Source organism: Ulvibacterium sp. (genome assembly GCF_028285715.1).
Taxonomy (GTDB): domain Bacteria; phylum Bacteroidota; class Bacteroidia; order Flavobacteriales; family Flavobacteriaceae; genus Ulvibacterium.
Map to the genome: position 1 here is coordinate 222,976 of NZ_JANQOO010000017.1, position 20,047 is coordinate 243,022.

15 protein-coding genes are annotated in these 20,047 nt (G+C 43.4%); 9 read left to right on the forward strand and 6 right to left on the reverse strand.

Going from position 1 to position 20,047, the window contains the following annotated elements:
• Nucleotides 1-27 precede the first annotated feature (27 nt).
• On the forward strand, nt 28-1,533 hold the full coding sequence (locus tag Q0993_RS07980; RefSeq protein WP_299531604.1) for a UPF0164 family protein: 1,506 nt from the start codon (nt 28-30) through the stop codon (nt 1,531-1,533).
• A gap of 52 nt (nt 1,534-1,585) precedes the next feature.
• Here Q0993_RS07980 and Q0993_RS07985 read toward each other — a convergent pair whose 3' ends face one another.
• Nucleotides 1,586-3,031: a T9SS type B sorting domain-containing protein gene (locus tag Q0993_RS07985; protein ID WP_299531607.1), complete on the reverse strand. Its 1,446-nt coding sequence runs from the start codon at nt 3,029-3,031 to the stop codon at nt 1,586-1,588.
• A gap of 129 nt (nt 3,032-3,160) precedes the next feature.
• Nucleotides 3,161-4,966, reverse strand: a complete 1,806-nt coding sequence (locus tag Q0993_RS07990; RefSeq protein WP_299531610.1) for a T9SS type B sorting domain-containing protein — start codon at nt 4,964-4,966, stop codon at nt 3,161-3,163.
• A 136-nt stretch (nt 4,967-5,102) separates the two neighbouring features.
• On the opposite strand from Q0993_RS07990, the gene folE reads away from it, so the two are divergent.
• From folE to Q0993_RS08020, 6 genes are all read left to right on the forward strand, one after another.
• On the forward strand, nt 5,103-5,786 hold the full coding sequence (gene folE, locus Q0993_RS07995; RefSeq protein ID WP_299532823.1) for a GTP cyclohydrolase I FolE: 684 nt from the start codon (nt 5,103-5,105) through the stop codon (nt 5,784-5,786).
• Between the two features lie 12 nt (nt 5,787-5,798).
• Nucleotides 5,799-7,280: a cysteine--tRNA ligase gene (gene cysS / locus Q0993_RS08000; RefSeq protein WP_299531613.1), complete on the forward strand. Its 1,482-nt coding sequence runs from the start codon at nt 5,799-5,801 to the stop codon at nt 7,278-7,280.
• Between the two features lie 84 nt (nt 7,281-7,364).
• Complete coding sequence (gene yidD, locus Q0993_RS08005) at nt 7,365-7,592, forward strand: membrane protein insertion efficiency factor YidD (protein WP_299531616.1); 228 nt, start codon at nt 7,365-7,367, stop codon at nt 7,590-7,592.
• A gap of 177 nt (nt 7,593-7,769) precedes the next feature.
• Nucleotides 7,770-8,732 (forward strand): prolipoprotein diacylglyceryl transferase, encoded by a 963-nt coding sequence (gene lgt, locus Q0993_RS08010; RefSeq protein ID WP_299531619.1) that lies wholly within the window; start codon nt 7,770-7,772, stop codon nt 8,730-8,732.
• A 130-nt stretch (nt 8,733-8,862) separates the two neighbouring features.
• Entirely contained in the window at nt 8,863-9,354 is a 492-nt protein-coding gene (locus tag Q0993_RS08015; protein ID WP_299531622.1) for a DUF192 domain-containing protein, read from the forward strand.
• Nucleotides 9,355-9,360: 6 nt separating this feature from the next.
• Nucleotides 9,361-9,888, forward strand: a complete 528-nt coding sequence (locus Q0993_RS08020) for a GNAT family N-acetyltransferase (protein WP_299531625.1) — start codon at nt 9,361-9,363, stop codon at nt 9,886-9,888.
• Between the two features lie 39 nt (nt 9,889-9,927).
• Here the strand turns inward: Q0993_RS08020 and Q0993_RS08025 are convergent, their stop codons facing one another.
• Nucleotides 9,928-12,696: a phosphoenolpyruvate carboxylase gene (locus tag Q0993_RS08025; protein ID WP_299531628.1), complete on the reverse strand. Its 2,769-nt coding sequence runs from the start codon at nt 12,694-12,696 to the stop codon at nt 9,928-9,930.
• A gap of 233 nt (nt 12,697-12,929) precedes the next feature.
• On the opposite strand from Q0993_RS08025, the gene Q0993_RS08030 reads away from it, so the two are divergent.
• Entirely contained in the window at nt 12,930-14,183 is a 1,254-nt protein-coding gene (locus tag Q0993_RS08030; protein WP_299531630.1) for an ATP-binding cassette domain-containing protein, read from the forward strand.
• A 36-nt stretch (nt 14,184-14,219) separates the two neighbouring features.
• Here the strand turns inward: Q0993_RS08030 and secDF are convergent, their stop codons facing one another.
• Both secDF and Q0993_RS08040 read right to left on the reverse strand, forming a co-directional pair.
• Nucleotides 14,220-17,195: a protein translocase subunit SecDF gene (gene secDF / locus Q0993_RS08035; RefSeq protein WP_299531631.1), complete on the reverse strand. Its 2,976-nt coding sequence runs from the start codon at nt 17,193-17,195 to the stop codon at nt 14,220-14,222.
• Between the two features lie 158 nt (nt 17,196-17,353).
• On the reverse strand, nt 17,354-18,280 hold the full coding sequence (locus Q0993_RS08040) for a malate dehydrogenase (protein WP_299531633.1): 927 nt from the start codon (nt 18,278-18,280) through the stop codon (nt 17,354-17,356).
• 255 nt (nt 18,281-18,535) lie between these two features.
• Here Q0993_RS08040 and Q0993_RS08045 point away from each other — a divergent pair, with 255 nt between their 5' ends.
• Nucleotides 18,536-18,907, forward strand: a complete 372-nt coding sequence (locus tag Q0993_RS08045) for a hypothetical protein (RefSeq protein WP_299531635.1) — start codon at nt 18,536-18,538, stop codon at nt 18,905-18,907.
• A gap of 90 nt (nt 18,908-18,997) precedes the next feature.
• Here Q0993_RS08045 and Q0993_RS08050 read toward each other — a convergent pair whose 3' ends face one another.
• Nucleotides 18,998-20,014, reverse strand: coding sequence for a DUF6588 family protein (locus Q0993_RS08050; protein ID WP_299531637.1), 1,017 nt, complete (start codon nt 20,012-20,014; stop codon nt 18,998-19,000).
• Nucleotides 20,015-20,047 lie beyond the last annotated feature (33 nt).

The following is a 20,047-nucleotide window of genomic DNA, read 5'->3' on the forward strand; positions in this document are numbered from 1 at the left end:
AAGAACTTTAGTACAAAAATTTCGATCATGAAAAGTCACTTAACTTTCATCATGCTACTGGTATGTGCAGTAACCAGTGCCCAGAACATTAGCGACGTATTGCGATACAGCACAGAAAACATTCAGGGAACCGCCCGCTTCCAGGGAATGGGCGGAGCCTTCGGAGCCCTGGGAGGAGATCTATCCGCCTTAAATGCCAATCCTGCCGGTTCGGCGGTTTTTAACAATAGCCTCTTCTCGGTTTCCGGCACCCATTATACCGTGGACAATGCGGCCAGTTATTTTAATGGTTCTACCGGAACGGTAAACCATGATGTAGACCTAAATCAATTGGGAGGAGTATTTGTCTTTAAAAATACCAGTTCGGACGCCGATTGGAAAAAATTCTCAATTGCCGTTAATTATGATGTTGTAGAAAATTTTGATAATGAGTTTTTTGTCGCGGGCGATAGCAATCAAGGTATAGATAACTACTTCTTAAATTTTGCCCAAGGTGTTCCCTTTGGTTCACTGTTGCTGCAAGATGGCGAGTTCTTGGAGGAAGCCTACTTGGATATTGGAGCTGTGCAAGGTTTTGGTGACCAGCAGGCATTTCTAGGCTATTATGGAGGACTCATAGATCCAGCGGAATTGGAGGACGATAATACCGCCTATGTAAGCAACGCGGACTACAGTACCGTTAATCAGGAATTCTTACGAAGTACCTCTGGATATAACAGCCGTTTCACCTTAAATTTCGGTTCCCAATATCGGGAAACCCTTTACTTGGGGGCTTCCTTGAATTTCCATAATTTAGTCTATGATCGGTACGACCAGTTTACTGAAAACGGATACGATCCCGATTCCGAAATCCAGTTCACCACTTTTGATAATCTTTTACATACGGAGGGCACTGGATTTTCGTTTAGCCTGGGAGCGATTGCAAAATTGAACGACTTCATACGAATCGGAGGAAGTTATCAGTCTCCTACATGGTACCGATTGACGGATAATTTTTCACAACGCATCAATTCCGATCTTGCCGATGACGATATCAACTTTATCAATTTCAACGTCGTCAATCTATTTGAGGTATACCGAATAAAGACCCCAGGGAAAATTACCGGAAGTTTGGCCGTGGTTTTCGGAAAGAACGGATTACTGAGTTTCGACTATGGTTACCAAGATATGTCCGAAGCTGAATTAAGACCCAATAGCGACCCTAGCTTCTCGGTTGTAAATGCAGATATCGCAAACCAATTGGGCACGGTTTCCTCCTTTAGGGTGGGAGGAGAATATAGAATAGCCCGTTTTAGCCTTAGGGGCGGATACCGCTTTGAACAAAGCCCATATGAAGATGGAAATATCATTGGAGACCTAGAAGGAATATCCGGAGGTATTGGCTATAATTTCGGGGCCAGTAGGATTGATCTCGCCGTAAGCAGAACAGAACGGGATGTTGCGGAATTTCTTTTTGATACCGGCCTAACGACCCCCGCGGCGATAAACCGTTTAAATACAAACGTGACCCTAGGCTTTACCTTAAATTTTTAAGATCTCAAGAATCGAATATACTGGAAATGGCGGTCAAATGACCGTCATTTTTTTATCGTTTTAACGTAAAATGTGCTTTTCTGGTCTTGGCTACGACGATGCCTTCCTCATCCTCAGAGTATTCGAATCTAAACCAGTAATCCGACGAAGGCATTGGCCTACCATTAAAGGTACCGTCCCATCCAATTGTAGCGGCATTCAATTGTTTTAAAAGCTTTCCATAGCGGTCAAAAATAAATACCGCCGGATCATTCAAGGTTTCAATTCCAAGTATATTCCAGGCATCGTGAATTCCATCTCCGTTAGGTGTAAAGAATTTGGGATAACCTACTACAAGAAACTCCAGGGGTTCGGTGGTACCACATCCATTTTTATCATTAATGATCAACGTATTTAAACCCGGAGGGATATCCCTAAAAACCGGGTCATCCTGGAACTCGCCCCCATTAATCGCATATTCGTAATCCCCGTCCCCATCGACAAAGATTTCAACATTGTTCATATCCGGATCTTCGGACAAATTCGTATCAAGGATTTCTACCCGATCCAATACGGGAATTCCATAAAATGTTATAAGAATCCCTCCGACGTCCGCTACGGTTGGCGGGGTACCCGTAATGGTGGTAATTTCCGCAAAATAGCGCCCTGAATTAGGACTGGCGACAATCAATTCGGCCCCAAATGGCCCGGTACCGGTCAAAGTATCATCTATAACCCCATCATCTTCATAGTCCACGGTCCAGGCAACGTTGGCAATATCCGCTCCTGCGGGGGAGTTCAACGCGCTTAACGTAATATCGGGATCTCCTTCGCATGCAATGATATCCAGTCCCAGAAACTCATCGCGTAACGTACAATCGAGTGCGGTATTCTGGTCATCATCCACGGACGTACCAGTGAAAGTAATGGAATAGGGTTCCGGGTCCCCATCAAAATTAGTGTTGAAATTATTGATTAGGATATAATAAATCTCTCCAGGCTGTACATCCAACCATTCATCATATGTATTTTGGCTACCTATCAAAAAAGGAGCACCCTGTTGCCCGTTTTCGGGATTTACCCCAATTCCCGTAAAATTTGTGTCATTTACCTCATAGTTACAACGGATAGGTTCTGCCGTACCGTTGCTTATATCCGTACAATCCACATCGGGACCATAAACGGCAAAGTCCCATTCGGCGGTAACTGTTCCGGACCCCCCCACAGGTAGGGCTTCAATGTCAAAACCCACTTGTCCTCCGGTTCCCGCACGAAACACAAACCAAGAGGTATTGTTCTCAATATTTGCCGAGGCTACACTTCCTTTTTCCAAACAGCCCGATCTTCGGATGACATCGGGATCAAAGTCATCAATATCCCCACTACCATCAGCCTCAAAGAACAAAGGGCCTTGATCGGCACATACAGGAATAGCGGTTCTACAATCCGGAGAGTTTTGTGCTTGTATTGCCAATGTAGTTAGAAATAGGGCACAAATGGCAAAAAAAAGTGTTCGCATGGAGTATGGGGCTTACGTTACACTATTGATCACTAAGAATAACTCGGATAGACCGGGTTTAGTATATTTTGAACGAAGATTTCTGCCGTTTATCGATGAACTGCTACAGAAATTCAAAATCCAAAGTGTTCAACGACGTAACGAAAAGTGGTTGTTTATGTATTTGGCCGTGGTCAATTGGCCATTATCGTCCATATAGGTAAGCTTAAACCAGTAATCCGAAGAGGGTACCTCCCGGCCATTGAACCGCCCGTCCCAATGCGTGGAATTGGAATCCAAACTCTTTAACAACTTGCCAAAACGATCAAAAATGGACACAACAGGATCCCTAAGGTTTAACATTCCGATGATATGCCAATCGTCATTTATATTGTCCCCATTCGGGGTAAAAAATTTAGGGAAGCCGACTACTACTATGTTTTCCGTGACGGAACCACAGCCCAACCGATTGTTCACGGTAACCGCGTGCATTCCAGGAAGCACGTCTGTAAAAACATTGGTCGGTTGATAAGCCCCATCATCCAAACGGTATTCAAAGTCGCCCTCAACCTGGGTAATAACGGTCACTGAATTTTCGTTCTGTAAATCTTCTATAATAACATCCGTTATCTCAGGTGGCCTAGAGACCCTAACGGTAACCGTTGACGAACTTGTACAGTTTTCACCGTTCTGCGAATTTGTGGCGGTTAGCGTATACACGCCTTCTTGCGATACTATAATGGAAGAGGTAGTCTCCCCGGAATCCCATAAGTAATGGAATGCCGTATTGGGAAAAGGATCTCCTATAACTATTCCGGAGTTGTCCTCACAGATTTCTACCTCCGAAGGAAAATCCAAAACTGGGGTCTGCAAAACCGTAAGCTGAAACTGTTGGGATACGTCAAAGCATCTAGGGTTTTCCAAGGAACTTACCCTAACATAAATGGTCTGCGCCCCTATTCCCGGAATATATTGTTCGGGAAGGACATTTAAGCCGTTCACCGCATCGGAATAACTCGCGTAATAACCGACCCGGAATTCCTGTGGATCTTGACTTCCAAGAACCTCACCATTTTTTTGGGAGAGGGTATAGGCTCCCGAGTCCGAACAAATAGCATCATGCGATACGGGAAAAGCCATCGGAAGGGCGGAAAAGGCAACTTGTACCTCACTTATTATAGAACTTCCGGAAGGTAGGGATACCCTTACCCTATATAATGCCGATTGGGTTACCTGCAAGGTAGGGCCAGTTTCTCCAGAAATAAGTTGAAACCCACTACCACTATCCATAAACCACTCGTAGTTGGTGGCATTCACCGTAGTGGCGTTCAATACCACCGTATCATTTTCACAAGCCGATATAGGTGGCCCAAGCAGGTTATCAATAATGGAACAATCCAGTGCATCATAGGGATTGGTCACGAAAATCTGCCCTGAGAATTGAATGGAAAACCCAGAATTGTTATTGCTAAAATTGTTGATCAATAGATAATAATCCTCACCCGGTTCTACTTGGAGCCAATCCTCATATTGCACATTATCGGTATCTCCGGAGGGATCTTCCCCTATACCGATAAATCCATTCTGATCCTGATTATCAAAAAAATTGCAACGGACCGGATTCCCCAAGTCAGTGCAGTCGCTGGTTTGGTAAAGGGCAAAATCCCAATCTTCATCGGTATCAATACCGATATTTATCCCCAATTGCCCACTGGCGCCCGTTCTAAAGCGGTACCAAGCCGAATTGGATTCAATAGCTCCAGCCAAGGCTTCCTCCAAACATCCACTTGTTGGAGTCCCATTGAAATCATCTAGCCCAAAACCATTGGTACCTCCATTTACGGGGGTATTATTGCATATGGGAACGGCGTTATCGCAATCTGCAGAAACCTGAGCCACAGCATCTTGTACCCTTGTAAAAAAGACCAAGGCCCATATGGCGATAATACATCTCATAAGCAGGTAGGATTCTGGAATTTGTAAATTTAGAAAGGGACCCTTGTTAACACTAATTTATGTTGTGTAGCAGGGCAAATAAGGCGTAAAGTGCCATTTTATGTATATCTTTGCGCTTCGAATAACCCACGGCAGAATGAAAATGGATAGCACATTGGAAGAGCATTTTGAGGAGATGGGGGACAGCCATGTTCCCTCTTCCGAGGAAACCCCTATGCGGAAAGACGCCTTTGTTTTGGAAGACGGGGAAAAAATCGAAAGAATACAGCGGAACATAAGGGACATAATGCTCACTTTGGGACTGGATTTGGATGACGATAGCCTAAAAGGCACACCCAAGAGGGTAGCCAAAATGTTCGTCAACGAAATTTTTGGTGGCTTGCATCCCGATCGAAAACCAAAATCCTCTACATTCAAGAACAAATATAAATATGGGGAAATGTTGGTGGAAAAAAACATTACCCTCTACTCTACCTGTGAGCACCATTTATTACCTATTGTGGGCAAGGCGCATATAGCCTATATTTCCAACGGAACCGTAGTGGGGCTCTCTAAAATGAACCGTATTGTAGACTACTACGCCAAAAGACCCCAGGTCCAGGAACGGTTGAACATCCAAATCGTAAAGGAACTCCAAAACGTTTTGGGAACGGAAGATGTGGCCTGTGTAATCGATGCCAAGCACCTTTGTGTAAATTCAAGGGGAATCAGGGATATCGATAGTAGTACGGTAACGGCGGAATATGGTGGAAAATTTAAGGAAGAGGCTACACGTCGCGAATTTTTGGATTATATTAATCTGGACACCCATTTTGAATAGCCCCACAAGCGTATGCAGTTGTACAAAAGCCAGAACTTAAAAGTCCATAACTCACTTTCTGGAAAAAAAGAAGTCTTTGAGCCCCTTAACGAAGGCCATATTGGCATGTACGTATGTGGCCCTACCGTATATAGCAACGTACATTTAGGCAACTGCCGTACCTTCATATCCTTTGATATGATGTTCCGGTATTTTAAACACCTCGACTATAAGGTGCGCTATGTGCGCAATATTACCGATGCGGGGCATTTGACCGATGATGCCGATGAAGGCGAGGATAAAATTGCAAAGAAGGCCCGATTGGAAAAACTGGAGCCCATGGAGGTAGTTCAGCGATACACGGTAGATTTTCACAATACCTTACAAAAGTTCAATTTGTTACCTCCAAGTATAGAACCTACGGCTACGGGCCATATTATTGAGCAGATAGAGATCATAAAGGAAATTCTGCAAAAGGGGTATGCCTATGTAGTAAACGGTTCTGTTTATTTTGATGTCATTCAATTCAACAAAACCTACGAATACGGAAAATTAAGCGGTAGGAAATTGGAGGATATGGTTACCAATACCCGTGAGCTTACCGCCCAGGATGAGAAAAAAAGCCCCCAGGATTTTGCACTTTGGAAAAAAGCCGAACCTCAGCACATAATGAGGTGGCCTTCGCCCTGGGGTGATGGTTTTCCAGGCTGGCACTTGGAGTGCACGGCCATGAGTACCAAATATTTGGGTGAAACCTTTGATATACATGGAGGGGGAATGGATTTAAAATTCCCGCATCACGAATGTGAGATCGCACAGGCACAGGCAAGTACGGGACATAGTCCTGTACGGTATTGGCTGCATGCCAATATGCTGACACTCAACGGTAGAAAAATGTCCAAATCCACGGACAATAACATTTATCCAAACGAGATTTTTACGGGAGAAAACAACATACTGAGTAAGCCTTTCTCTCCACCTGTAGTGCGTTTTTTTATGATGCAGGCCCATTATGCCAGTATTTTGGATTTGAGCAACGAAGCACTTTTGGCCTCTGAAAAAGGATTCAATCGCCTAATTGAGGCAATGGACACCCTTGCCAATTTGGAAACAGGGGAATCCACGGATTTTGAATTTCGCGCATGGAAACAGAGGTGTTATGATGCCATGAATGATGATTTCAATACGCCAATGCTCATCGCTCACCTATTTGATGCGGTAAGGCACATTAACCTTATTAAGGAAGGCAAGGAAAGTATTCGTTTGGAACATAAGCACGCCTTGCAACAAAGTATGCATTCCTTTGTTTTTGATATTCTGGGCTTAGCACAAAATTCGGATAACGGAAAGGATCCCGATAAGCTTGAGGGCGTCGTGGAACTATTGATCCAGTTGCGCAACGAAGCAAGGTCGAATAAGGACTTTGCTACTTCGGACACCATTCGCGATCAACTGGCGGCCTTGGGGATTCAATTAAAGGATGGGAAGGAAGGTACCACATTTAGCGTTTCGTAATGCTGGCAATCATAAGAGGTTGAGTACTACCCAAGACCCTTTCTTTGTTTAAGAACAGTCAAATCAGTCACCAAAACTACTTCGATGACCCTAAAAAAAATTTTGATAGCCCCCTTTGTCCTCCTGGTTCGGTTTTATCAAACCGCAATCTCTCCGTACACTCCGGCCACTTGCCGATACTCCCCTACATGCTCGCAATACACCTTGGAAGCCTTGAAAAAACACGGCCTTTTTAAAGGAGGTTGGTTATCCCTTAAGCGAATTTTTAGTTGTCATCCTTGGGGTGGAAAAGGATACGATCCCGTACCCTAGGCTTCAAATTTGCATCCTGGTTCAAGAATCAAGTCCATGGATAATCAAAAGCTAGCCAGCTTTTTAAAGGAAGGGGATTGGTCAAAAAGTTCCGGGCTTCTTTTATCCCTATTCTAGTTTCCAAAAGCGAAGTGGTCTAGTTTCTATTTTTTATCTTAGCCCCTCAAAATAACGCATATGTACTTCTTAGGTATCATTTGGAATCCAAACGAGACACTTTTTAATCTTGGCCCCATACAAATCAAATATTACAATCTGTTGTGGATCGTAGCCTTTGCCCTTGGATGGTTCATTATGAAACGAATTTTTCTCCAGGAAAAAAAGACAGTGGAACAATTGGATTCCCTGTTGATCTATACGCTACTGGCTACTATGTTGGGAGCCCGTTTGGGCCATGTGTTCTTCTACGATTGGCCCTACTACCAAAATCATTTACTGGAAATATTATTACCTATCCGCGAGAATGCCAACGGCACTTTGCTCGGGTTCATCAAAGGTTATGAATTTACGGGCTTTACCGGATTGGCCAGCCATGGTGCTACCATTGGGGTTATCATAGGGATGTACCTTTACAAACGAAAATACCCCGAGTTCACTTTATTATGGCTGTTGGACAGAATGGTGGTCCCTTTTTCCATTGGAGCCTTTTGTGTACGCTTGGGAAACTTTTTCAATTCCGAAATCAATGGGAAAATCACGGACGAGTCCTTTATTTTTGCCACCAAGTTTGTCCGTGATTCGGATGACATGCATCCCTCAAAAGCGCTGGCGGTAACCCAGGAAAAATCTGTTAATTCAGCTTATGATGCGCTAGTAAACAATCCGCAATTTTCGGAATATCTGAATCAAATACCTTATCGCCATCCGGCCCAACTTTACGAAGGAATAGCCTATATTTTTGTATTCCTTTTGTTGTATTACCTGTACTGGAAAACGGATAAGAAAAACAAAGCGGGCTATCTATTCGGTCTTTTTTTGGTGTTGTTATGGACAATACGTTTCTTCGTGGAGTTCGTCAAAAAAAGTCAGGGCGGTTTCGAAGAGTCTTTGGGACTATTATCCACCGGTCAATGGTTAAGCATTCCTTTTGTTTTGATAGGGTTGTACTTTATGCTAAGGCCGAAGGCCAATAAAAACTAAATAATGTTTAATGAGCGATTCCCTTATGGGTAAGCCCAAAATGCAGCATCACATATTGTTGGGTACAGGCCTTTTACAGCATGGTTATCGCATGGGAATACGTTAAACATGCGCTTTGTAATTCTTAAAAATGATGAAATCGTTTAGATTAACAATATATCTTCTTGCCGGATTCTTGATACTTCATGCCTGTAAGGAAGAATCCAAAAAGGTCATTAAGACGGAGCCCATAGTCTTCACCAAGGAAGGGGAACTGCAAATTTTTACCACGACGACGGATTCTCTCCTGGCAAAAATTGATATCGAAATTGCAGAGACCAGTTACGAAACGGAAACGGGACTGATGTACCGTAAGGGTATGGAAGAGTATCAGGGAATGCTCTTCATTTTTGAGGATATGCGGCTGCATAATTTCTACATGAAGAACACTGAATTTCCTTTGGATATTGTCTACATAAAGGACAACATGAGCATTGCAAGTTTCCAGGAAAATGCCCAACCTTTGGATGAAAAAAGTTTGCCCTCCAAAGTCCCCGTACAATATGTACTGGAATTGAATGCCGGGCTCGTTCAAAAATGGGGATTGAAAGTAGGTGATAGCATCGCCTTCAAGAGATTATGATCAGAAATGGGATTACTGCTAAACGGAGAGGAGACAAAGCGGTTAGGATTTCGAAATATAATGCCCGCTGATTTTGAGGCGTGGCTCCCATTTCACGAAGACCCACGAAGTACCCAATATTGGGAAGGACTGCCCCAAAATCCCCGAATAGCTTGCCAGGAACAGTTTGATCGGGTCTTTGAACGCTATGAAAAAAAACTCGGAGGTATGAACGCCCTTATCCGTAAATCCGACGGAAACCTTGTTGGAATTTGTGGCCTATTGGTACAATTTGTGGATGGATTAAAAGAATTGGAAATAGGCTACTCCATTCTTCCCAAATATTGGAAACAGGGCTACGCCACGGAAGCAGCCACTAAGTGTAGGCAATATGCCTTTGAAAATAATTTGGCAGATTCCTTAATTTCCATTATTCACGTGGACAACGTACCTTCTCAAAAGGTTGCCCTTAACAATGGGATGCATCTGGATAAAACTACCTTTTACAAGGACAACCCGGTGCATGTTTTTAGAATTTTATCTCCACTCTTATAAGGGTTCCGAGAATCGAAATTTTGGAATTTTTCCGACCCCCTATCCCGTATTCCGGTTAGCACTGGCAATAGCATTGATGGTCAACATCAATTCCGTTTGTGTCTTTTCTGCCGCCTTTGAATTTTCCTTGCGTTCTTCCCGCCATTTTCCCAAAAGTTCCACCTGTTTTTTATGTAACGAGGTCATAAGTGTCGTGCGAAGCTGATTGGAATAATAATGATTTTTTCGTCTTTCCTTAATATCCTTCTCCAAAAGATCGTACAAGTGATCCCGCATGGACTTTAACTCTCCCAGAAATTTGGATAGAAACTCCTTCCTGATATCGGTATCCGGCACCAGTTCGGCATACAGGCTCATTATTCCCTCATCGGTAGCAGCCAAGCTACTATCCACATTGGTAAAGACATATCGTAAAAAAGGGTCCTTTTTCAAGGCCTCCTTCAATACTGCGTAATCCTCGGAATGGGACGACTTCAAATTTTTAAGTGCCGTACCAAGACCGTACCAACTGGTCATATGATATCTGGCCTGACTCCATGAGAACACCCAAGGTATGGCCCTAAGGTCCGCTAGGGAACTTGCGCCGGTGCGCTTGGCAGGTCTGGAGCCTATTTTACTGGTTTCAATGGCATCGATGGGGGTGGCCGTCCTAAAAAATGCGATAAAACCCTCAGATTGTATCAATTCCCCATACCGTTCCTTACTTTCATTGGCCAGCCACTCTATAATTTTGGCGTGTTTATGAAAAGTTCTTTCCGTACTCTGTTCCAAAAGTGTTTTGCTTAGCGTATTGGCCACCAGCAATTCAATATTGTAAGCTGCATTTACCTTGTTGGCATATTTCTGGGCTATAGTCTCCCCCTGCTCCGTTAACCGGATATCCCCATTTGGGGAACCAAAGGATAGGGCCTGAACAAAATAGTGGGTCGGCCCAGAGCCACGACTTATAGATCCCCCTTTTCCATGGAAGAATCGTATATCCACACCAAAGTCCTTACCGACCTGTGCGAGCTTATATTGTGCCTTATACAGATTCCATTGGCTGGCCATGATGCCCCCATCCTTGTTACTATCACTATAACCGACCATAATCTGTTGTCTTGGACGTGCCAGTTGCTTCTGTTGTTGCTCATATTTCAAAGATCGCATCACCATGGGATTGCCAAGATATTCCTTCAAGATGGAAGGACCATTTTCCAAATCCTCAATAGTCTCCAATAAGGGTACTACATGAACTTTGGACACCAGTCCCTTATCGGTCATAAAAGTGAGCCCCGCTTCCTTGGCCATAAGATATACCGTTAATAAGTCCGAAAATGAGCGTGTCATGCTAACGATAAAGGAACCAATACAATTAAAGCCGTATTTAGCCGTGTGGGCTTCTACCGCACGATAACATTCCATTACGGTTTGGGCCTCTTTTTCCAATGGGGTCTTGGGATGGACAAACGGGCGGGCGTGCCGCAATTCGTCCAAAAGGAACTGGGTCCTTTTAGCTTCGTCCCATTCCGCAAAGGAGTTCTCCTGCAATTGGGCGGCCTTTAACAATTGGGATACCGCCTTATCGTGAAATGCGCTATTTTGTCTGATATCCAAGGCCGCAAGATGGAAACCAAATACCTCAACGATACGTATGGCTGCGGTGATATCACCGTATGCAACAGATTTAGCGCCAAAATGTAACAATTCCTTTTGCAATATGCTTAGGTCATTTCGCAATTGTGAAGAATGTACATAAGCCCCTTTTACTTCAGAGAGTTTGGTGGCGTGTCCTCTTTCCGTATCTACAGGCAATTTGGCTATCATTAGGGCAACCATTTGTCGAAAGGCCTCTCCTTTATTCCGGTTCAACGCCTCAGGGCCTTTATCGCCGAGCTCGGCACTCATTTCCTGAAGCCTTTTTTGATAATCCGTACTACAGTTTTCCAAACTATGGGTTAAACTCAACCTTCTTACCAATGCGTTGAGTTTCCGGCGGATGACCACAAAGGCATTGAGACGTAATTGAAGTAGTGTGTGTCGAGTCACTTCTGAGGTTACCAATGGATGTCCGTCACGATCCCCCCCTACCCAATTGCCAAAAGCAATATGAGGGTAAAAATGATGGGCCCTTAAGGTTTCACTGTTGAATCCTACAATGGATAGGGCGTGCTCCAATCGGTTATCAACAATGGAAATAACCTGTGGAAAAACATTTACCAAATAGTGCAATATATTCCTGAATTCAGAGTCTACGTCCGGTTTCTCCAAATAAATCTCCCCGGTTTTCCATAAACGGTACAGGGTTAACTTGATAGTTTCCCGTATTCTTTCCTTTTCGTGATTGGAATACATTGTATTTTCCAATTGCACCAGCAGTAGATACAATTCCCGATGATGCTCCAGTACCGTAGCCCTTTTGGCTTCCGTAGGGTGTGCGGTCAACACCGGTTCTATGGATAGCTTTCGCATGGTATCCAAAATCTCCCTTTGGGTAAATCCCTGTTCTTTTAAAGCCTTTAAATTCCACGCCCAAAGTCCATTTACCCCGGCAAAGTCCCGTTCCTCCAGCTTTCTTCGATTTTGAACGGCACTATTGATTTCCACCATATTGACCAACTGAAATACCAAGGAATACAGTTGTACCACCTTTGGGGTAATCGAAACATCCTTGGAAGTACCCTCCTGAATCCAAGGGATACTATCGGCAATGGTTTCTTCCCCATTTTCTACGAGGACCTCATAAAGGGCCTCCAATAGGAATCTGAGATCTATATACGCCTTGCCAATTTCTTTTTCAACCTTCTTAAGTGTAATCCCTTCTGCCATGTGTTCTTCTTAAAATGTAATTTGAAAATTTCCTGAAAAATACTTTACAACCAATTATTAAAAAAGCGTTACTACTTTCAAAACCGAAAAAAATAACAATTTGTTCAAATTGATGGAGCGGACCCAGGATTCATGGGTCACAATTTTTAGATTGTACAAATACCATATATGGCCCTCCAAAACCGCATATGATGTTTTGAAGCATTACCCAACAAACCATATCTTAGTGGCTTATGAATCCAACTTCGGTCAAAAAAGGGCATTGGGCCATTTTCATTGATAATTCTTCGGATAAAACCCATTTTATCCAATCCATATTGCATGGAAATCCCCCATCCGACCTCTCGATACTAAAAGGACAAAAAGGAGCTCTATTTTCCAAACTTGCCCTGGAACAGTTTAAAGTGGAAGAAGACCGACACGATATCAAAGTGCTTACCAAGGGCATTGCCCAAAATCTTCGATCCCTTTCCAGTGGTGAACAAAAAAAAGTATTGTTGAAATACATTTTGGAAGACGTTCCGGATTTTATTGTTTTGGACAACCCTTTTGATAATCTGGATACGGAATCACAGGAGGAATTGGCAAAGTTGCTTAAAACAATATCTATGGATACAGCGATTGTTCAAATACTAAGTAGGAAAAAAGACCTCCTCCCATTCATAACCCATTATGCCAGTCTCAAAAAACGGAATCTATGGGTTCACACAAATCCGGTGCCACTTTCCCAAAACGAATCTATACCGATCCTGGGCAGTATTCCCTTACCATTGCATCAATGGAAATACAATTCAAAAACATTGGTGGATTTAAAAAAGGTAACCGTCCGATTTGGAACTAAAACAGTGCTTAATGCCATAGATTGGAGGATACAGAAGGGAGAATTTTGGCAATTGATAGGGAAAAATGGAAGTGGTAAGACCACAATGCTATCCATGATAACCGGCGAAAACCCAAAAGGGTACGGACAAGAACTTTATATCTTCGGTCATAAAAAAGGAAGTGGGGAGAGCATATGGGAACTGAAGGAAAAAATGGGATACTTTACACCCACTATGACGGACAAGTTCACCGGATACCATACCTTGGAACATATGATTATTTCCGGACTTACGGATTCCATAGGGTTATACACCAAACCAACGGAAGCCCAGTTACGTTTGGCATCGGAGTGGTTAAGATTGATAGGTATGTGGACTCTTAAGAATACCCATTTTCATAATCTCACCATGGGGCAACAACGCCTTATCATGACAGTGAGGGCCATGGTAAAACATCCGCTCTTATTGATTTTGGACGAACCTACTGCTGGACTTGACGATGCCTCAGCAAACTTATTGGTAGCATTGGTCAATAAAATGGCCAGGGAAAGCGATACGGCCATCATATTTGTGTCCCATAGAAAAGAGCCGGGTCTAAATCCAGATTTTGTGTATGAGCTACAAATGACTCCCCAAGGGTCTCGAGGAAATAAAAAGCCGTCCTAGGACGGCTTTTTTAGATGTATCGATAAGTGTGGCAGACTAGGCTATCGCCTTTTCCGCTTTTGGTTTCACAATTTTCTTCCGTATGGTATCGAACATGACGGGGGTGGCGATAAAAACAGAGGAATAAGTACCTACAATCACCCCAACGATCATGGCGAACATAAAGCCGCGAAGTGATTCACCGCCAAAGATAAAGATCGCCAATAATACGATCAAGGTAGTTAAGGACGTATTCAATGTTCGGCTTAACGTACTGTTTACGGCCAAATTAATGTTATCCCCGCCTTTCCAGCCCCGCTCGCCAATAATCTCCCTGATTCGGTCAAAGACCACCACTGTATCGTTCAGGGAATAACCAATTACCGTTAGTATTGCCGCAATAAAGGCTTGATCGATCTCCATATTGAAGGGCATAATCGTTCCGAACAATGAAAACACTCCGAGAACGATCATTACATCGTGGAATACAGCGACCACCGCACCCAAGGAAAACTGCCACCTTCTAAATCGAAGCAAAATATACAGGAACACCACGGCCAGGGAACCTATAATTGCCAAGAAAGCGTTGTTTTTTATGTCATCGGCTATGGTAGGACCAACCTTTATGGATTGCAGAATACCAATGGATTTTTCCCCACTTCCTACTCTAAAATTGTCCATACTGGTACCATCGGGCAGGTACTTTTGCAACGAGGTATATAATTTGGTCTGGATTTCGTTATCTACTTCTATGCCTTCCACGTCTACCTTGTAAGGGGTGGTAACCTTTATCTGATTGGCCTCACCAAAGGTTTTTACATTAGTACCACTGCCAAATACCGTATTCAACTCGGATGCAATTTCCGATGGATTAACGGCCTGCTCAAAACGTATTTGGTAAGAACGGCCACCCACAAAATCAACACCTTGTTGCAGGCCTTGGGTAACCAGGGAAAAGACCCCGATACCCACCAAAATCAAGGATATAACATAGGCTATTTTCCGTTTATTCAGGAAATTTATGTTGATATTCTTAAACAAATTTTTGGTAATCGCCGTGGAGAAGTCCAAGGTCCTGCCTTTTCCACTTATATACCAATCGACCAATAAACGGGTAATGAAGATGGCAGTAAACAGGGAAGTAAGAATACCGATCAAAAGTGTGGTCGCAAAACCCTTTATGGGACCGGAACCAAAAACAAACAGTATAATGGCCGTAAGACCGGTCGTAACATTGGCATCCAAGATGGAGGAGAGTGCATTACTAAATCCATCGGACACGGCCTCTCCCTTGCCTTTGCCCTTGACCAGTTCTTCCTTAACACGTTCAAAAATAAGTACATTGGCATCAACGGACATGCCAATGGTCAACACGATACCGGCAATACCTGGCAAAGTGAGTACAGCTCCCAAACTGGTAAGTACTCCAAAAATGAGAAGGATGTTCAACAACAAGGCAATATCCGCAAATATCCCTGCTTTTCCATAATAGAAGATCATCCATACCAAAACAATGGACATGGCGATCATAAAGGACATAAAACCGCTATCAATGGCCTCTTGCCCCAAGGAAGGACCCACAATTTCCGACTGAATAATCTCAGCGGAGGCAGGTAATTTTCCGGCTCGTAACACATTGGCGATATCCTTGGTCTCGTTTACCGTAAAAGTTCCCGTGATTTCCGAACGCCCTCCTGAAATAGGCCCTGAGGACACCCCGGGTGCGGTATACACTTTATTATCCAAAACAATGGCGATACCGGTTTGGTTGGTAAAGGCATCCCCTGTCAACTTCTCCCATTCCTTGGCTCCTTTGGTATTCATGGTCATGGATACTGCAGGTTTTCCAAATTGATCAAAATCATCCCGGGCATCACTCACGACATCCCCGCTTATTCTCGGAACGGCATCACGGTTGGATTTAAGTGCGTATAAATCCACTACTTCAGCATTTTCGGCAGAGGGCCGTTCCCATAAAAACTTGGCGAATCGAACATCCGCGGGCAATAATCTGCGTACTTCGGGCATACGTAGATAACCTCCGAATTTTGCGGTATCCTTAATGGCTACCTTGGCAATGGCATAGCCACTACCCGGTCCTGCGATTAAATCGAAAACCGGATTTATTTGATTGGCAATATCCAATGAATCCTCCGCAACGTCGGAAAGCAGTGAATCCAATTCGGACTCTTCCTTAACCGGCTCTTCCACGGCCGTGGTATCCACTAAGGATTTTAATTGATTGTTTGCGGAAATAAAGAATTGGGAAATACTTTGATTGCTTGGGCTATAGGTTTCCCAAAACTCCAATTGGGCGGTACTGGAAAGAAGGTCCTGTGCCCTGGCAATATCCTTGGCCCCGGGCAATTCTACCAAGATACGACCTGAATTTCCTTCCCGCTGGATATTGGGTTGAGTAACCCCGAAACCGTCGATTCTTTCCCGTAGTACTTCAAATGCCGAAACGATGGATTCATCAATTTTTCTTCGAATGATAGGCTTTACCTCATCGTCCGTCATTTGAAAATTGATCTCATCGCTCAAACCTTTGTTCGCAAAAATATCCGGAGAGGCGAGTTTGGTGTCTCCTTTAATCTGGTCAAAAGCATCAAAAAACAACTCCAGATAGGTATCATCACTATTTTTGGAGGCGGTATCCGCGTCTGCCAAGGCCTTATTGAAAATTGGGTTTTTCGTATTGTTGGCCAATCCCTTTAAAATATCCTTTACGGATATTTGGAGAGTCACATTTATGCCCCCCTTAAGGTCCAAGCCCTTGTTCAGTTCTTTCTTCTTGGCATCATCATACGAAGTATAACCTAGAATAGGGTTGCTACCAATGGAATCCAAATATCTGGCCTCCAACGTTTCACGTTTTGCAACGTAATCCTCTTCAGTCTCGGATATTTGGTTTTCCGCAAAAACTTCAGCTTCATTTTCAACCTTACCGGTTATGAACGTATAGGACAATTGATAGATACTCACCAGCCCAAACAAGAAAGCAAAAAGCTTTATAAGTCCTTTATTTTGCATTGATTAAGTGTTTTATGAATGCTTTTTGTAACAGCGTGCAAATATATGATTTACCCTAGGATTTGGCAATATATTTATGAGTAATTGTAAAAACGAAAACCTCCTGCCGATTGCAATCGGCAGGAGGCTTGCTTCTTATTCCAGGTGAAAAAATGTTACTACAACTCCAACAAACCGTTGGTTTTAGAGACTCCCGCGGCACTTTCCTTCATCTTGTTCTTCTCGGCTTCGCTCAAAGGCACATCTACAATTTCCTCTATTCCATTTTTACCTAATATCACGGGTACCCCGATACAAATGTCCTCAAGGCCATATTCCCCTTCCAAATACGTAGAGCAGGGAAACATTTTCTTTTGATCACAGGCAATGGCCTGTACCAGTCCAGAAACAGCTGCTCCCGGAGCGTACCAAGCACTGGTTCCCAATAATTTGGTCAAAGTGGCACCGCCCACCTTCGTATCCTCTACAACTTGTGACAACCTATCCTCTGTTAAAAACTCGGTAACATTAATGCTATTTCTAGTCGCATGTGAAGCCAACGGCACCATCCCTGTATCACTATGACCGCCGATTACCATACCGTCAATATCTGAAATAGGGGCATCCAAGGCCTCTGCCAGCCTATATTTGAACCGTGCACTATCCAAAGCCCCTCCCATTCCTATAATCTTGTTCTTGGGAAGATCTGTGGTCTTATGGACCAAATAGGTCATGGTATCCATAGGATTGCTGACCACAATCAAAATAGCATTAGGGGAGTGCTCTAGCAAGCTGGATGCAACGGTCTTAACGATTCCAGCATTTATTCCTATAAGTTCTTCCCGGGTCATACCAGGTTTCCTTGGAACCCCCGAGGTAATAACCGCTATATCGCTTCCCGCAGTTTTGGAATAATCATTGGTTATACCGGTAATTTTGGTATCAAAACCATTAAGTGAAGCAGTCTGCATTAAGTCCATGGCCTTACCTTCGGCATACCCTTCCTTAATGTCCAACAACACGACTTCAGATGCAAAATCCTTTATGGCAATGTACTCTGCGCAACTAGCGCCTACGGCACCTGCCCCTACTACGGTAACTTTCATATTCGTATAATTTAATAGTTGTTTTTAACACTGCAAAAGTAGGGATTCTGCCTCGATAAAAAATGACAAAAATCAGTTTAATCCAAGTTGTTTTTGACGTTTCCAAAAGCAGTAAAAACGGATAAAACTGTTAAAAAAAATGACCGTTCAACGAAGAAAAACAGATTATGGTGCCATACATCGAATTTTAGCAATATCAACGACCCAATGCACGTTCCCTTATATACCAAAACCCCGAATCAGAAAACCTACAAAATGAAAAAGCTTTTTTCATTTCTGGCAATTGTGGCCATCATCTCCGTTAGCAATTGTTCCCGAATAGCCGAAAACAATGATCAAGTTATTGGAATTTGGTCCAATGTTGCAGAAATATCTACAGGCAAGGCGCAAAACCAGACTTTCCGTGAGGAATGGATCTTTAACGATGCCTATTTAGGCCGGTATCACGCCATAGAAAATGGTAGGATTACCGTTAAAACTGATTTCAAATGGAGTCAGGATGATGGCATATACACGATTTCCTATCCCGGATTGGATAGAATCGACGATATTGTAATTCTTAAGGAATCCCAGGATGGAAGCATGTTGGAAGATATGAACGGAAATCCCTTCGCAATTAGGGAATAAAATAAAAGAAGGTTGATACACAAAAAAAGACCGTTGGCAATCGAGATGTCGACGGTCTTTTTATATTACATGTACATTTTTGCCTATCTATTATCTAAATCCGAAGTTTATACCTACGGCCAGATTATTGAATTCAGCCAAGGTATAGTCGACATTCAATCTAAAGAATCCCAGCTTTAACTTTGCACCGATATTGGCCCGTACCCCGCTGGCATCCTGATCTATTGAAAAAGGATCGGTATAGGTCTCTTGAAAAGGACCGGATTGCACGATATAGGTCCCCAGGATATCCGTAGTGGCTTTGCCGGTCATATACCCTATTCCCCCGTAGAAGTTGATAACCGGGAGCTTGGTAGAAGCAACGGCCTGAAAGACCCAGGTATTCATGACCACATCTATTCTTTGATCTTGACCCGCGATAATATCAGTAGTGCTAAAATCATAGGTAGCATCTAAATGGGTGTATCCAATTACACCGGAAATAGCCAAGGGAAACAGCTTTTCCGCAGGCAGATGACTGGTGAACTCATGTTGTAGGCCAAAACCGTAAAGCCCTGCGGCGATATCATCTGTATTGATTTTTGGAAAAAAGCGCGCCTTTATCTCCGTTCCCTTGAACAATCCCACACTGGCCTGCAAAAAGGCCGAGGGAATGACATTGATATCCTCGGAAGCAAGGCCGGAAGGTAATTCGAACTCTTCACGTTCGGTAATGCCCGGGGCTATTTCCGCCTCCACAAAGACGCGAACACCTTCAATGTCTCCCAAAGCCGTGGAAACCGGTCTTTGCGTACTACCATCCACAAACTGAAGGTTTTCATAATCGGCGGTATTCAAGACAAATGATTTTTTATCGTCCTTATTCTTAAAAGACGACACATTACCAATTATTGAAATCTCGAAGCCGCCCAGCGGTTTGGATTCTCCCGAGTTATACCACCCATTTGAGATACTGTGCATCGCCCCCTCGGATACCGGTGCCAAATAGTCTGTGGTATACCGTTCGGCGTCCTCTAGGCCAGCGGTTAACAGATCATTGATATTGGATTGTGAAAGGACTATTTGAAATCCGAAAAGTACTAGACATAAGGAAACTACAGTTTTCATTGTATGATTTTTCCCTAAAACTAAAAAACCCCG

Bases quoted from the DNA above. Each gene is read 5' to 3' on its own strand.
- yidD (WP_299531616.1), top strand. From the start codon at position 7,365: ATGACCCTAAAAAAAATTTTGATAGCCCCCTTTGTCCTCCTGGTTCGG.
- folE (WP_299532823.1), top strand. From the start codon at position 5,103: ATGAAAATGGATAGCACATTGGAAGAGCATTTTGAGGAGATGGGGGAC.
- Q0993_RS08030 (WP_299531630.1), top strand. From the start codon at position 12,930: ATGAATCCAACTTCGGTCAAAAAAGGGCATTGGGCCATTTTCATTGAT.
- Q0993_RS08020 (WP_299531625.1), top strand. From the start codon at position 9,361: ATGGGATTACTGCTAAACGGAGAGGAGACAAAGCGGTTAGGATTTCGA.
- Q0993_RS07985 (WP_299531607.1), bottom strand. From the start codon at position 3,031: ATGCGAACACTTTTTTTTGCCATTTGTGCCCTATTTCTAACTACATTG.
- Q0993_RS08025 (WP_299531628.1), bottom strand. From the start codon at position 12,696: ATGGCAGAAGGGATTACACTTAAGAAGGTTGAAAAAGAAATTGGCAAG.
- Q0993_RS08050 (WP_299531637.1), bottom strand. From the start codon at position 20,014: ATGAAAACTGTAGTTTCCTTATGTCTAGTACTTTTCGGATTTCAAATA.
- Q0993_RS08040 (WP_299531633.1), bottom strand. From the start codon at position 18,280: ATGAAAGTTACCGTAGTAGGGGCAGGTGCCGTAGGCGCTAGTTGCGCA.
- Q0993_RS07980 (WP_299531604.1), top strand. From the start codon at position 28: ATGAAAAGTCACTTAACTTTCATCATGCTACTGGTATGTGCAGTAACC.
- cysS (WP_299531613.1), top strand. From the start codon at position 5,799: ATGCAGTTGTACAAAAGCCAGAACTTAAAAGTCCATAACTCACTTTCT.
- secDF (WP_299531631.1), bottom strand. From the start codon at position 17,195: ATGCAAAATAAAGGACTTATAAAGCTTTTTGCTTTCTTGTTTGGGCTG.
- lgt (WP_299531619.1), top strand. From the start codon at position 7,770: ATGTACTTCTTAGGTATCATTTGGAATCCAAACGAGACACTTTTTAAT.
- Q0993_RS08045 (WP_299531635.1), top strand. From the start codon at position 18,536: ATGAAAAAGCTTTTTTCATTTCTGGCAATTGTGGCCATCATCTCCGTT.
- Q0993_RS07990 (WP_299531610.1), bottom strand. From the start codon at position 4,966: ATGAGATGTATTATCGCCATATGGGCCTTGGTCTTTTTTACAAGGGTA.
- Q0993_RS08015 (WP_299531622.1), top strand. From the start codon at position 8,863: ATGATGAAATCGTTTAGATTAACAATATATCTTCTTGCCGGATTCTTG.